This window comes from Demequina sediminis (assembly GCF_039545075.1).
GTDB classification, from domain to species: Bacteria; Actinomycetota; Actinomycetes; order Actinomycetales; family Demequinaceae; genus Demequina; species Demequina sediminis.
In genome coordinates, this window is the sequence record NZ_BAABRR010000012.1 from 1 (window position 1) to 13,591 (window position 13,591).

The 13,591-nt window shown below is 73.4% G+C and carries 8 protein-coding genes; 5 read left to right on the forward strand and 3 right to left on the reverse strand.

Features of this window, described 5'->3' with window-relative positions:
• Nucleotides 1-127: 127 nt before the first annotated feature.
• Together ABEA62_RS10505 and ABEA62_RS10510 are read right to left on the reverse strand one after the other, a co-directional pair.
• Entirely contained in the window at nt 128-1,717 is a 1,590-nt protein-coding gene (locus tag ABEA62_RS10505) for a DEAD/DEAH box helicase (RefSeq protein WP_286215151.1), read from the reverse strand.
• 185 nt (nt 1,718-1,902) lie between these two features.
• Nucleotides 1,903-2,121: a DUF3107 domain-containing protein gene (locus ABEA62_RS10510; RefSeq protein WP_286215152.1), complete on the reverse strand. Its 219-nt coding sequence runs from the start codon at nt 2,119-2,121 to the stop codon at nt 1,903-1,905.
• 49 nt (nt 2,122-2,170) lie between these two features.
• Between ABEA62_RS10510 and ABEA62_RS10515 the strand changes: the two genes are divergently transcribed.
• The 3 genes from ABEA62_RS10515 (at nt 2,171) to ABEA62_RS10525 (ending at nt 9,577) form a co-directional block, all read left to right on the forward strand.
• Nucleotides 2,171-3,076 (forward strand): DUF3152 domain-containing protein, encoded by a 906-nt coding sequence (locus tag ABEA62_RS10515; RefSeq protein WP_286215153.1) that lies wholly within the window; start codon nt 2,171-2,173, stop codon nt 3,074-3,076.
• Between the two features lie 70 nt (nt 3,077-3,146).
• Nucleotides 3,147-6,329 (forward strand): PD-(D/E)XK nuclease family protein, encoded by a 3,183-nt coding sequence (locus ABEA62_RS10520; protein WP_345380033.1) that lies wholly within the window; start codon nt 3,147-3,149, stop codon nt 6,327-6,329.
• Nucleotides 6,260-9,577, forward strand: a complete 3,318-nt coding sequence (locus tag ABEA62_RS10525; RefSeq protein ID WP_345380035.1) for an ATP-dependent helicase — start codon at nt 6,260-6,262, stop codon at nt 9,575-9,577. The genes ABEA62_RS10520 and ABEA62_RS10525 overlap by 70 nt, the downstream gene beginning before the upstream one ends.
• Nucleotides 9,578-9,587: 10 nt before the next feature.
• On the opposite strand, the gene ABEA62_RS10530 is transcribed toward ABEA62_RS10525, so the two are convergent.
• Nucleotides 9,588-10,508, reverse strand: a complete 921-nt coding sequence (locus tag ABEA62_RS10530; RefSeq protein ID WP_286215162.1) for a phosphotransferase — start codon at nt 10,506-10,508, stop codon at nt 9,588-9,590.
• 106 nt (nt 10,509-10,614) lie between these two features.
• Here ABEA62_RS10530 and nudC point away from each other — a divergent pair, with 106 nt between their 5' ends.
• Together nudC and ABEA62_RS10540 are read left to right on the forward strand one after the other, a co-directional pair.
• The gene (nudC, locus tag ABEA62_RS10535; protein WP_286215164.1) at nt 10,615-11,538 is read left to right on the forward strand and encodes an NAD(+) diphosphatase; all 924 of its coding nucleotides are present in this window, start codon (nt 10,615-10,617) and stop codon (nt 11,536-11,538) included.
• Nucleotides 11,539-11,588: 50 nt separating this feature from the next.
• Nucleotides 11,589-13,571, forward strand: a complete 1,983-nt coding sequence (locus ABEA62_RS10540; protein WP_286215166.1) for an ATP-dependent helicase — start codon at nt 11,589-11,591, stop codon at nt 13,569-13,571.
• The last annotated feature ends 20 nt before the right edge of the window (nt 13,572-13,591 follow it).

Below are 13,591 nucleotides of genomic sequence, written 5' to 3' on the forward strand. Positions count from 1 at the left end.
GGGGGGGGGGGGGGCGGGGGGGGGGGGGGGGGGGGGGGGGGGGGGGGGGGGGGGGGGGCCCCCCCCGCCCCCCGGGCGATGGGGGGCGGCCCCCGCGGGGCCCCCCCCCCTTCTGCGACGATTCGTGCTACTCGCCCGCGGGCTGTGCCTGAGCCGGCGCGGCTCCCTCGCCCGAGCCGCCACCCGAGCGGCGGCGACGACGGTTGCGGTTGCGGCGCGGCGCGGCCTCGCCCTCGGCGGACTCCGCACGAGGAGCGCGGGGCTCACGGGGCTCGCTGGTGCCCTCGCCCGAGGAGTCGCTCGCGCCCGAGCGGCGACGCTCGCCGCCGCGGCCACCGTCACGACCACCACGGCCGCCGTCGCGACCGCCGCGGCCACCGTCGCGACCGCCCGACGCGGGCTTCTTGCCCGTCTCACCGAGGTCCTCGAGGGTCTCCGCCTCGAGTCCGGCGCGCGTGCGCTGGTCGCGGGGCAGGCGTCCCTTGGTGCCGGCCGGGATGTCCAGGTCCTCGTACAGATGCGGCGAGGAGGAGTACGTCTCCTGCGGCTCGGGGTAGCCGAGGTCGAGCGCCTTGTCGATGAGGGACCAGCGCGGGAGGTCGTCCCAGTCCACAAACGTTACGGCGGTGCCGGTCTTGCCCGCGCGGCCCGTACGGCCGATGCGGTGGAGGTACGTCTTCTCGTCCTCGGGGCACTGGTAGTTGACCACGTGGGTGACGTCCTCGACGTCGATGCCGCGCGCCGCGACATCGGTCGCCACGAGGATGTCGATCTTGCCGGTGCGGAACGCACGCAGGGCCTGCTCGCGGGCGCCCTGGCCCAGGTCGCCGTGGATCGCCCCGGCTGCGAAGCCGCGCTCGCGCAGGTCATCGGAGACCTTGGCAGCGGTGCGCTTGGTGCGCGCGAACACCACGGTGAGGCCGCGGCCGTTCGCCTGCAGGAGTCGTGCGAGCACCTCGACCTTGTCGAGGGCGTGGGCGCGGTAGACCACCTGCTTGATGGCCTTGACGGTCGCGCCGTCGTCGTCGGGGTCGGCCGCACGGATGTGCGTGGGCTGGGTCATGTAGCGGCGCGCGAGGCTCACGACGGCACCCGGCATGGTCGCGGAGAAGAGCATGGTGTGGCGCGAGGCGGGCGTCGCGGACAGCAGCTTCTCGACGTCGGGAAGGAAGCCCAGGTCGAGCATCTCGTCGGCCTCGTCGAGCACCACGGTGCGCACGTAGCGGAGGTCGAGGTGACCCTGGTTGAGGAGGTCGATCAGGCGGCCCGCGGTGCCCACGATCACGTCGGCACCCTTCTGGAGCGCCTCGATCTGGGGCTCGTATGCGCGGCCTCCGTAGATCTGCACGATCCTCACGGCGCGCTTGCGCGATGCCATCTCGAGGTCGCCGGCCACCTGCACGGCGAGCTCACGCGTGGGGGCGACGATCAGCACCTGGGGCTTGCCCTTGGCCTCGCCGAGGGCCTCGTAGGCCTCCTCGCCGGGGGCCGCCGTGCGCTGCAGCGCGGGGATGCCGAATCCCAGCGTCTTGCCGGTGCCGGTCTTGGCCTGGCCGATGATGTCGTGTCCAGCGAGGGCCACGGGAAGGGTCATCGCCTGAATCGGGAAGGGGGCGACGATCCCCTTCTCGGCGAGGGCCTCGACGATTCTCGGGTCGACGTCGTAGTCGGCGAAGGTGGTGTCGGACTTCTGCATGCTGGCATGCGTCTCGGTCATGATGCTCCGATGATTTCGTGGGCGCGTGGCGCCGTAAGGCGGGCAGCCGATCGCGAATCATCTTCAGAGCGGCTCGTCGCTGTCTTCAGCGGTACCGCGTTTCACATGACGACCGGTCAGCCCCGGGTCGGTAGCCAGTGTACCGGCCAGGGCTGACGTCGCGGTAGGTCCGTGCGGCGTGTGCCTCAGGCGCCGAAGCCGACGCGGCGCTTGGTCTCCTCGCCGATGTCCACATAGCCGAGCGCGCTCGCGGGAATGACGACGCGCCGACCCTTGGCGTCGGTGAGGTCGAGCGTGCCGCCCTGGACGGCCTCGGCGACCGCCTTGGCGACCGCGTCCGAGGTCATGTCCGTGTCGATCGCGATCTCACGCGAGACGTTCTGAATGCCGATCCTGATCTCCACGGTGCGCTCCAATGCTTAGCGTGCTGCTCTCCGCCCTTATCCTAGGGCGATGACTCGGCGCTCCGGAGGCCTGTTCGCGGGCAGGGGAATCGCCCTTCCCGGCCTCGCGGTGACCGTCGTGACGGTCATCGTCGCGTTCGCGCTCGGGCTCGGCACAGGGTGGCTCTCGGGCTACGTCCCCGACGCCTACCGCGCGTGGCGCGAGGGCCCGTCGCCGTCCCCCTCGCCGTCGGTCAGCGCGAGCCCCGAGGTCGACGTCTCGCTGCCGCCCCTCGAGCCCATCACCAGGGAGTTGGATGAGGACGATGCCGCGGCCGGGGTGGTGACGACCGCCGTGGTGACGCGCGGTGCGGGCACGTTCAGCTCGATTCCCGGCATCACCGCCGAGGTCGACGACGCGGGACCCGTGCGCTACGTCAGGATCGACGTCGAGGACGGCGTGACCCTCGACAACGTGGCGCTCGTCGACTACGTCATGACCACCCTCAACGATCCTCGCGGCTGGGGTTCCGCCGGCCGCCTGCAGTTCGTGTTGACCGAGGGCGCGGCCGACATCCGCATCGTCTTCGCGAGCCCGCACACGGTCGTGTCCCGGTGTCCCGATCCCCACATTCCCGCCACCCTGAGTGGGGGCTCGGCCACCCCCGAGCCCAGCGCCTCGGCGACGCCCATGCCCAGCGCATCGGCCTCTCCTGCCGTGACGGTGCCGTGTGCCGTTCAGGGAATCGTGCCCATCTCCGTCTACGACTGGACCGCGGGACTCGCGACCTACGGCGACAACCGATCGCAGTCGCGCGTCCACCTGCTCAATCACGGCGTGGGTCACGTGCTCGGGGAGCCGGACGTCGCGTGCGAGTCCGGCCGTGCGTCCGTCATGGTGGACCAGTCGCAGCCTCTTCCCGAGGGCTGCCAGGTCAACGAGTGGCCGTTCCCCGACGCGGACACGTCCGGCTGATTCCGCGCCGCGCGCCGGGCGCAGGCGTGGCGTCGGCCTCGGTGTCGGACCCCTCTGATGGGATGTGGACATGACGTCACCCGGGGGAGCAGCGCTGCGATTGCTGGCGCCCGCGGCCCCTCGGGAGGTGCCGGAGCTCGACGGCAGGCAGGCCGCCGCCCTCGAGGATGCGCTCGCCGATCGCGTGCCAGGCGACCCGGGTCACCTCGTGATCGTGGGTGCGCCCGGATCGGGGAAGACCACTGTCGCCGCGCGCATCGCCGTGGAGGCCGTGCGGCGCGGGACGGACGTGTCGCGTGTGCTCGTGATGGCGGCCACCCGCACGACGGCCGCCCGGCTGCGGGACCGCGTCTCTCTCGCGCTGGACCGCCCCGTGGGTGCGCCCGTCGTGCGCACCGCCGCCTCGACGGCGCACGCGATCCTGTCCGCCGAGTCCGCGGCCCACGGCGAGCCGCCTCCCGTGCTCGTCACGGGTGCGGAGCAGGACCAGATCCTGCGCGAGTTGCTCGAGGGGCACGCGAGTGGCAGGGGCGCCGCGCCCGACTGGGCGGGTGTGATTCCCCCAGAGGCGACGCTGCTGCCCGGCTTCCGGGCCGAGCTGCGGGACCTTCTCATGCGCGCGAGCGAGGGGGGCCTCACTCCCGACCGCCTCGCGGCGCTCGGCCGCGCGACCGAGCGACCCGAGTGGGTCGCCGCGGCCTCGGTCATGGACGAGTACGACGCTGTCCTCGGGTGGCGATCGATGACCCAGGATCAGGGTGCGCGCTTCGATCCCGCGGTCGTGGTGGCGCAGGCGGCCGATGCCCTTGCCGGGTGGGATGCCGAGCTCGCGAGGCCGTCGTGGGACCTGGTGATCGTCGACGATGCGCAGGAGCTCACCGCGGCGGGAGTGGGCCTGGTGCGCGCCATCGCCGAGGGCGGTGCGCGGATCGTGCTGGTGGGCAATGCGGACCAGGCGGTGCAGGGCTACCGGGGCGCGCTGCCGACCGCACTCGCGGATGCGGTAGCGCCCGCGCCGCGAGGCCTGGGCGCGGGCCTCGCGCGGCTCGGGCCTGGGCATCGCCAGCGTGAGGCGCTGTCCGCCGTGACGTCCGCCGTGGTCGCGAGGATCGGCACCTCGGGTGTCGGCTCGGCGCGGGAGAGGGGAACCTGGGACCTTGCGGACGGCGAGGTGGAGGTGCTGACCGCGGCGCATCGCCATGCGCACTCGCGTGCGGTGGCCGACGCCTTGCGCCGCGCGCGCCACGGTCTCGACGGACCGCCCACGCCGTGGAGCGAGATGGTGGTGATCGCGCGGTCGACCGCCCGGCTTCGCGAGTTGCGTGCCGACCTCGCGGCGGCCGACATCCCATGCGAGACGCTGGGAGACGGCGCGGCGCTCCATGCCGAGCCTGCCGTGGCGCCCCTGCTGACCCTGATGCGCAGGGCCGCCGAGTCCGCGCGCGGCGGCGCGTCTCCGTGGGAGGAGCACGAGGTGATGGCCCTGCTCGGCTCGCGCTTGGTGGGCCTCGACCCGGTCGCGCTGCGACGACTCCGGCGCGCGCTGGTCAAGGAGGAGCGGCTGGGGGGCGGGTCGCGAGGCTCCGCGGAACTGCTGGTCGAGGCCATCACGGACCCCGCCCGCTGGGCTACGCTGGCGACCCCGGACGCCCGGCTCGCGGAGCGCGCCTCCGCGGCGCTGCGCGCGGGCACCGAGGCCGCGCGGGACGGCACGCCGGCCACCGTCGCGTGGGCCGTGTGGAACGCGCTCGGAGTGGCCGAGGAGTGGCGCGCGGCGGCGCTCGCGGGATCGGCCCGCGACGACTCGGACCTTGATGCCGTTGTCGCGGTGATGAAGGCGGCGGCGCTGTACGTCGAGCGGATGCCGTCGGCCTCCGTCGAGTCCTTCGTCGATCACCTCGAGGGGCAGGACTTCGCGGCCGACTCCCTGGGGGCGCGGGCGCGCGTGCGGGACGCCGTCGCGTTCTGCACGCCGGCCTCCGCCGCGGGGCGCGAGTGGGAGGTTGCGGTGGTCGCGGGTCTGGAGGAGGGCGTGTGGCCCGACACGCGGCTTCGCGACGCCGTGCTCGGCGCGCAGCATCTCGCGGAGATCCTCGCCGGCCGCGCGGAGGCCGTGCCGCTGCCCGCGGCGGCACGTGCGGACTCCGCACGCGTGGCGCGGCGTGCGGTGATCGACGACGAGACCCGCTCCTTCGCCGTGGCGGTGTCGCGGGCGCGCCGGCGTCTGGTCCTCACGTGCGTCGACGGAGAGGAGCAGCGGCCCTCGCGATACGTCGCGTGGGCGAGCGTCGCCGCCGCGGTTGAACCGCAACCGGCCGAGCTCGATCGCCGCATCGCCGACCTCCGCGGCGCGGTCGCGGCGGTGCGCGTGGGTGCGCTCTCGGCGCGCGACGCGACGCGGGCCGCCCACGTCGAGACCCTGGCGAGGCTCGCGCGGCAGGGCGTGGCGGGCGCCGACCCCGGTCAGTGGCACGGCGTCCCCGAGTGGTCGAGCCAGTCCGGAATGTGGCACGACGGACAACCCGTGCGGGTGTCGCCGTCGCGCCTCGAATCGCTCGAGCGATGCCCGCTGCGGTGGGCGGTTGAGACCGTGGGCGGCACCGCGGAGGCGGGAGAGAAGCAGGTGCTCGGCACCGTCATCCACGAGATCGCGGCCGCGCTCCCGCACGGCACCGCGCCCGAGCTCGCGCGTGCGCTCGACGAGAGGTGGGGCGAGGTCGGTGGCACCGACACCTGGCCCGATCGCGTGCTGCGAGAGCGGGCCGACTCCATGATCAGGCGGCTGGGCGCATACGTCGCCTCCTCGGCCGCGTCCGCGGTCGAGGTCGAGCAGCCGTTCGCCGTCGAGATCGACCGTGCGGTTGTCGCGGGCAGCGCCGATCGCGTCGAGACGCGCGACGGCGTCACGAGGATCGTCGACCTCAAGACGGGAGCGTCCGCTCCGAGTGCCGCCGAGGCCGCGCACCACGCGCAGCTGGCGATGTATCAGCTGGCCGCCGCGCACGGGGCGTTCCCCGGGGTCGATCACGCTGACGGCGCGGCGCTCGTCTACGTGGGTGGCACCTCCAAGGGGCCCACGCTGCGGGAGCAGCCGGCGATCGACGTCGAGGCGACGACGGCGCGGCTCGCCGAGGCCGTGGAGGTCATGGTGGCGGCGGAGTTCGAGGCGCGGCAGAACGACCTGTGCGGGCACTGTCCCGCGCGTCGCTCATGCCCCGCGTGGGCGACGGGTCGCCAGGTGACGGACTCGTGAGCGCCGAGGACGGCGTGGTGGACGGCATGGTGGACGGTGTCGTGGCCGGGCGCGGGCGCGACGTCGGAGACCTCGCGGAGATCGTCACCCCTGGACGCCCGCCCACGGAGGAGCAGGCCGCGATCATCGGCGCGGGGCTCGACCCCATGCTCGTCGTCGCCGGGGCGGGATCGGGCAAGACAGAGACCCTGTCGCTGCGCATCGTCTACCTGCTCGATCATGCGCAGCGCCTGTTCGGCACGCCCATCTCTCCCGACGAGATTCTGTGCCTCACGTTCACGCGCAAGGCGGCGGCCGAGATCGCCGAGCGCGCGGAGGAGCGCATTGCGGCGGTCTTTGGCGCCGATCCCTCGCGCCCTCCCGCCTCGGTGTCGACCTACAACGCCTACGCCGCTCAGCTGGTCGCCGAGCACGGGCTGCGACTGGGCGTCGATCCCGACGCGACCACGCTGACCGAGGCGGCTCTGTGGCAGCTGGCCAAGGACGTGGTCGATGGCTGGACCGGCCCGCTTGCGATCGATGCCGCGGTGTCCTCCGTGACGGCAGCCGTGCCGCGCCTCGCGTCCCAGTTGAGCGATCACGAGCTGTCCCCCTCCGACCTCCGCGACTGGGCGGGTGCGGCGCTCGCGCGCCTCGAGGCGCTGCCCAAGAAGGAGGGAGACGCCGCGCCCGGCGCGTTCACTCAGGAGCTGCGCAGCAGGGTGGGGCGGCTCCACTCGCTCGTCTCCCTCGCGGACTTGGTCGAGGAGTTCCAGCGCCGCAAGCACGCCGGCTCACAGCTCGACTTCTCGGATCAGGTCGCGATCGGCGCTCACCTGTCCCGGCTGCCCGCGGTCCAGGACGTGGAGCGCGGGCGCTACCGCGCGGTCCTGCTCGACGAGTTCCAGGACACGTCGCCCGGCCAGCTGCGGCTCTTTGCTCGCCTCTTCGGCGGCAGCCACCACGTTATGGCAGTCGGCGATCCACACCAGGCGATCTACGGCTTCAGGGGTGCCTCGGAGAGCGCGCTGCCGATGTTCGTCTCCGAGTTTGGCGGCGATGCCGCGGTGCGCCAGGCCGGGCTGTCCGTGTCGTGGCGCAATGAGCGGGCCGTCCTCGAGGCGGCGAACGCCGCGGCCGCGCCGTTGCGCGCCGAGTCTGGCGTGGCGGTGCGCGAGCTCCGTTCGCGCGGTCAGCACCTCGGGACGCCGGAACCTGTGCGTCGCGCCGCCGCGGTCGAGGCGATGGTCCTGCCCGATCACGTCGAGGAGGCCGCCGAGGTCGCGCGCTACATCCGCGACAGGCGTGCCGAGCTCGGGCGGCAGCGCGGCGCGGGGGCCGGGGTCCCGACGGCGGCCGTGTTGTGCAGACGCCGCGCCCAGTTCGCCGCGGTGATCGACGCACTCGTCGCTCACGGACTCGACTATGAGGTCGTCGGCCTCGGCGGACTGGTCGACACCCCCGAGGTGGCCGATCTCATCGCGCTGCTCGAGATCGCCCACGACCCGTCGCGAGGGGACTCCGCGATCAGGCTGCTGGCCTCGGAGCGGGTCGCGCTCGGGATCGCGGACCTCGCGGCGCTGCGCGACTGGGCGCGCGAGCTCGCGGGGCCGCGCGACACGCGGGAGGCCGACACCAGCCTGGTCGACGCGATCGCCTCCCCGCCTCCTCCCGGCTGGACGTCGCGTGAGGGGCGCGAGCTGAGCGCGGCGGCGCGCGCGCGGATTCACGCGCTGCAGGCGGCCGTCGACGTCGTGCGCACGCGCGCCTACCTGTCGCTGCCCGAGCTCGTCGTCACCGCGGAGCGGGTCTGGGGCCTCGACATCGAGGCGGCCGTCGCGCGCCCCGACGGCAGGGCGGTGCGCCATGTCGACGCATTCGTCGATGCGTGCCGACGCTTCGCGGCGGGGGCCGAACGCGCGACACTCGGAGCGTTGCTGGCATGGCTCGACGCCGCGCGCGACAAGGAGGGCGGGCTTGACGCGCCCGTCACCGAGCCAGACCCCACCGCGGTGCAGGTGCTGACGGTGCACGCCGCGAAGGGACTCGAGTGGGACATCGTCGCGGTGCCCGGCCTGGTCGACGGCCACTTTCCCGCCGTGCAGGAGCCGTCGCAGCGCAGGCCCGCCTACACGGATCCGGGCTGGCTCGGGGAACTCGGCGCGCTGCCCTACGAGCTCCGGCTCGACCGCGCGGATCTCCCGCAGTGGCGATGGCACGATGCCGTCGATCACCGCGACCTGGCCGGCTCCGTGGACGCCTTCCTCGAGGACTGCGGGGCGCATCGGATCGCGGAGGAGAGGCGCCTGTTCTACGTCGCGATCACGCGGGCGCGCAGCCACGTGCTGCTGTCGGCCTCGTGGCGCACCGGGGGCGCGCGGGTACGCACGCCGTCGTGCTACCTGCGCGAGCTGGTCGAGCAGGGGCTCGTGTCGGACGAGGCGTGGGCGCCCGCGCCGGACCCCGACGAGCGGCCTGTCGACGTCCCCGTCACCGCGCAGTGGCCGCCCGCGCCGACGCCGGCCCAGCTCGCGCGACGCGCTCTCGCGAGCGAGGTGCGTGACGCGATGGGGTCGGTGGAGCCGGATGACGACTGGACGGGACTGCCCCTGGGGCGTGAGATCGCCGCGATGCTCGCGGAGAGGACCGAGCGCGCGGCCGGCACTGGCGACGTCGCGATGCCGACCCACCTGTCGACCTCGGCGCTCGTCGCGCTGCGGCGCGACAGGGACGCCTTCACCGCTCAGCTGCGTCGCCCGTTGCCTGCCGAGCCGACCCCGGCCGCTCGCCGTGGCAGCCTCCTGCACGCGTGGATCGAGGCGCACTACGGCCACACCCCGCTGCTCTCTCTCGACGACCTTGGCCCCTCCGAGGACGACGGCGACCTCGCGAGTCTGCGCGAGGCGTTCGCGCGATCCGAGTGGGCGCACCGCACCCCGAGCCACATCGAGGTCGATGTCGAACTCCCCGTCGCCGGCGTCACGATCCGTTCGCGCATCGACGCCGTCTTCCCGCCCGGCGAGGGGCTCGACCGCGTCACGGTGGTGGATTGGAAGTCGGGCACCGCTCCGCGCGACCCCAAGGAGCGGGCGGCGCGCGAGGTGCAGCTCGCGGTCTATCGCCTCGCGTGGGCCGAGTGGACGGGCGTTCCGCTCGAGCAGGTCGACGCCGCGTTCCACTACGTGGGCGACGGCGCCACCGTGCGGCCCGCGCGGCTGCTGACCCGCCCCGAGATCGAGGAGCTGCTGGCGGCGCGCGTGACGCAGTAATGCGAGGCTGTCAGTCCTCGAAGATCATCGCCTCGAGGTCCGCGAGCATGCCCTCTCCGTCCGCGACCACGTCAGGATTGTCGGTGCGGACGCCGTACATCAGCCACCGCATGAGCGCCATCTCCGACGCGAGCCGCGCGCGATCGAGCAGGTGGGGGTCGCGGGTCTCGCGCCGCCCCACGGTGTAGGCCTCGATCACGGTGTCGAGCACGTCCTCGGGAGCGGACGCGACGAGCCACGCGAGGTCGTCCGCCGGGTCGGCGACCCGTGCGTCCATCCAGTCCACGATCCCCGTGACCGAGCCATCGGCGACGAACACCTGGTGCTCGCCCATGTCGCCGTGCACCACGGTGGGCTCGAAGCGCCACCACGACACGTTCTCGAGCTGGTGCTCCCAGCGGTCGGCCAGGCGCGGCGGCACCTTGCCCGTCTGAATCCCGGCGTCGAGCTCCGCCAGGCGGCGCTCGCGGTACTCCTCGGCGGTGTAGGAGGGCAGACCCTGATCCTCGACCACCGCGGCAGGCAGCTCGTGAATCTCGGCGAGCGTGCGGCCCAGCGCGGCCGCGAGGCCGGGTCCCGGCTGCAGCGCCGCGATCACGAGCGGTGCACCGCGCACCTCGGTGTAGACGATCGCCCTGCCCTCGTCGCCGCCCAGCTCCGCGGCGCCCACGGGGTGGGGCACGGCGAAGGTCACGAGTCCGGCCTCCTCGGCGCGCGCGAGCGCACCCAGGAGACCCTTCTCCGCCTCGAGCGCGGCCCCCGCGGCGGCACGGCGGGGAGCCCGCACGATCCACCGGCGACCGGTCGCGTCCTTCACCACCACGACTTCGAAGTCCGCGTCCGTGTGGGGGCTGCGCAGGACGTCGTAGACGTCAAGGCCAGGCACGGCGACGGACGCCAGGGCGGCGAGCGCGAGGGGTGAACGTGGCACGCCCTCACGGTAGAGCGAACGGCGACCGCGCGCCACGCTCCACGCCGTGCGGGGACGATGCCCCCCGCCGGGGCATCGTCCCCGCACCCACCGGTACGGTGGGCGGGTGAGAAATCCCTGGCCGCTCGACCACCCCTCGCGTATCGACCGGGCCGCGGAGCGCAGATCGGTGGTCGACCTCGAGGCGTGCCACGCGATCATCGTGAGGGACGGCAGCGTCATGACCGCCGACGGTCGGCTGGTCGAACTCGCTCCCGGGCATCAGCCCGCCGCGATGCTGCGCATCTACCTGGGCGTCGACCGCGGCCGCGACCTGGTCGCGCTGGTGCCCGAGGACCCGGCATTCGGCTCCGATCCCGACGGCATCGGGGGCGAGCGCCTGCGCGGGCTGCGTGATCTACTCGCGGGATTCTGGGACCGCGGGCCGGACGGCGAGCGCGACCACGAGCTCGCGACCACGGCGATCGCGATCGCGAACTGGCACGCGGCGCATCCGCGGTGCTCCCTGTGCGGCGAGCCCACCGTGCCCGCGATGGGAGGCTGGGTGCGCCGCTGCGACCAGGACGGCCGCGACCACTACCCGCGCACGGACCCCGCGATCATCGTCGCGATCACGGACGACGAGGACCGGCTGCTCCTCGCGCACGCCGCTCACTGGTCACCGCGCCGGTTCTCTCACCTCGCGGGGTATGTCGAGCCGGGGGAGACCCTCGAGCAGGCCGTGCACCGCGAGGTCGCGGAGGAGGCGGGGCTCACGCTCACGGGCGTCGAATACCTGGGCTCTCAACCGTGGCCCTTCCCCGCATCGGTCATGGTGGGCTTTCGCGCACGCGCCCTCACCACCGAGATCGCCGTGGATGGCGTCGAGATCTCCGAGGCACGGTTCGTGTCGCGCGACGATGTCGCTGGCCTGGTGCGCGACGGCGAGATGGTGCTGGCCCCCAAGGGCTCGATCGCGCGGCGCATGCTCGAGGACTGGTTCGGGGGCGAGCTCCCCGAGCCCCACGCGCGGGGCCCGGTGGACGTCTAGCTGCTCGCCGCCGACGCGCGGTGTCGGCGGGCACTGCGACAATGGCCACGATGTCAGCCGATCAGATCCTCGACGCCCTCGACCCCGAACAGCGGGAGGTCGCGACCGCCCTGCACGGACCCGTCGTGGTCCTCGCCGGCGCAGGCACGGGCAAGACCCGCGCCATCACCCACCGCATCGCGTACGGGGTGAGGGTCAACGCGTATACGCCGCAGTCGGTGCTTGCCGTGACGTTCACCGCGCGCGCGGCGGGAGAGATGCGACAGCGTCTGCGCGGATTGGGTGTCGACGGCGTGCAGGCACGCACGTTCCACGCGGCCGCGCTGCGCCAGCTGTCCTACTTCTGGCCCGAGGTCGTGGGTGGTCAGATTCCGCGCCTCGTCGAGCAGAAGGCGTCGCTCGTGGGTCGCGCCGCGCGGGACGCGGGCATCAGCCCCGACCGCCTCACGGTGCGCGACCTCGCCTCGGAGATCGAGTGGGCCAAGGTGTCGCTCGTCGACCCGGCGGACTATCCCGCCAAGGTCGCGCGGATCGGCCGCCCCACCCCCGCGGGCCTCGCGCCGGCGCAGGTCCAGGACGTGATGCGGGCCTACGAGGACGTGAAGACCCAAGCAGTGGTGCTCGACTTCGAGGACATCCTGCTGCTGCTCGCGGACATGATCGGCCGCCACCCCGAGGTGGGCGACCAGATCCGCCGCCAGTACCGGCACTTCGTGGTCGACGAGTACCAGGACGTCTCGCCGCTGCAGCAGTTCCTTCTCGAGCAGTGGCTCGGCGGGCGCCGCGAGCTGTGCGTCGTGGGAGACCCGGCTCAGACCATCTACTCGTTCGCCGGCGCGAGCCCTCAGCACCTGTTGGGTTTCTCCCGCACGTATCCCGATGCCACGACGGTGAGGCTGGTGCGGGACTATCGCTCGACGCCGCAGGTGGTGCGGCTGGCCAATGAGCTCATGCGGCGCCGCGGCGCTGCGGGCGCGGGGGTCGAGCTGGTGGCCCAGCGGCCGTCGGGACCCGCGCCCGGCTATCGCGCGTATGACGACGATGCCGCGGAGGCCGAGGGGGTCGCGACGGGCATCGCGACGCTCATCGCCTCCGGCGTGCCCGCCTCCGAGATCGCGGTCCTCTACCGCGCCAACAGCCAGTCCGAGGCACTGGAGGAGGCGCTCGCCGAGCGCGGAATCGGCTACCTCGTGCGCGGTGGACAGCGCTTCTTCGATCGCGACGAGGTCAAGCGCGCGGTGGTGCTCCTGCGCGGGGCGGCGGTGGCCCCCGACGAGCGCCCCTTGGGTGAGCGCGTGCGCGACACGCTCGGCGAGCTCGGCTGGGCCGAGGATCCCCCTGCCGCGAGGGGAGCGGTGCGCGAGCGGTGGGACGCCTTGCAGGCGCTCGTCAACCTGGCCGACGACGTCGACTCCGACGCGGGCGGGGCCGCGACCGTGCGCGACTTCGTGGAACACCTGGCCGAGCGCGCGCAGGCCCAGCATGCGCCCTCGGTCGAGGGCGTCACCCTCACGACGATGCACGCGGCCAAGGGCCTCGAGTGGGACGCGGTGTTCATCGTCGGATGCTCGGAAGGCCTCCTGCCCATCAGCCTCGCGGAGACCGACGAGGCCGTCGAGGAGGAGCGCAGGCTGCTGTACGTCGCGATTACGCGCGCCAGGGAGCACCTCGCCTTGAGCTTTGCGCGGTCGCGCAAGGCGGGAGGCAAGGCCACCCGCAAGCGCACGCGCTTTCTCGAGCAGCAGTGGCCCGACGCCCGTCCCGCGCGTGTCGCGCGGCAGTCGACGTCCGCGAAGCTCGCCGATCTCGACGCCGAACAGCTACGCCTGTTCGACTCGCTCAAGCGGTGGCGACTCGAGGTCGCGCAGGCCGACTCCAAGCCGGCGTTCACCGTGATGGTCGACACGTCACTCGTGGAGATCGCGCGCGACCGCCCCGCGAACCTGCGCGAGCTGGCCGGCGTCAGCGGGATCGGCGCCTCGAAGCTCGACAAGTACGGGCTGCAGATCCTCGAGATCGTCGCCGCGCACTAGCCCGCTCGGGACAACGCGCG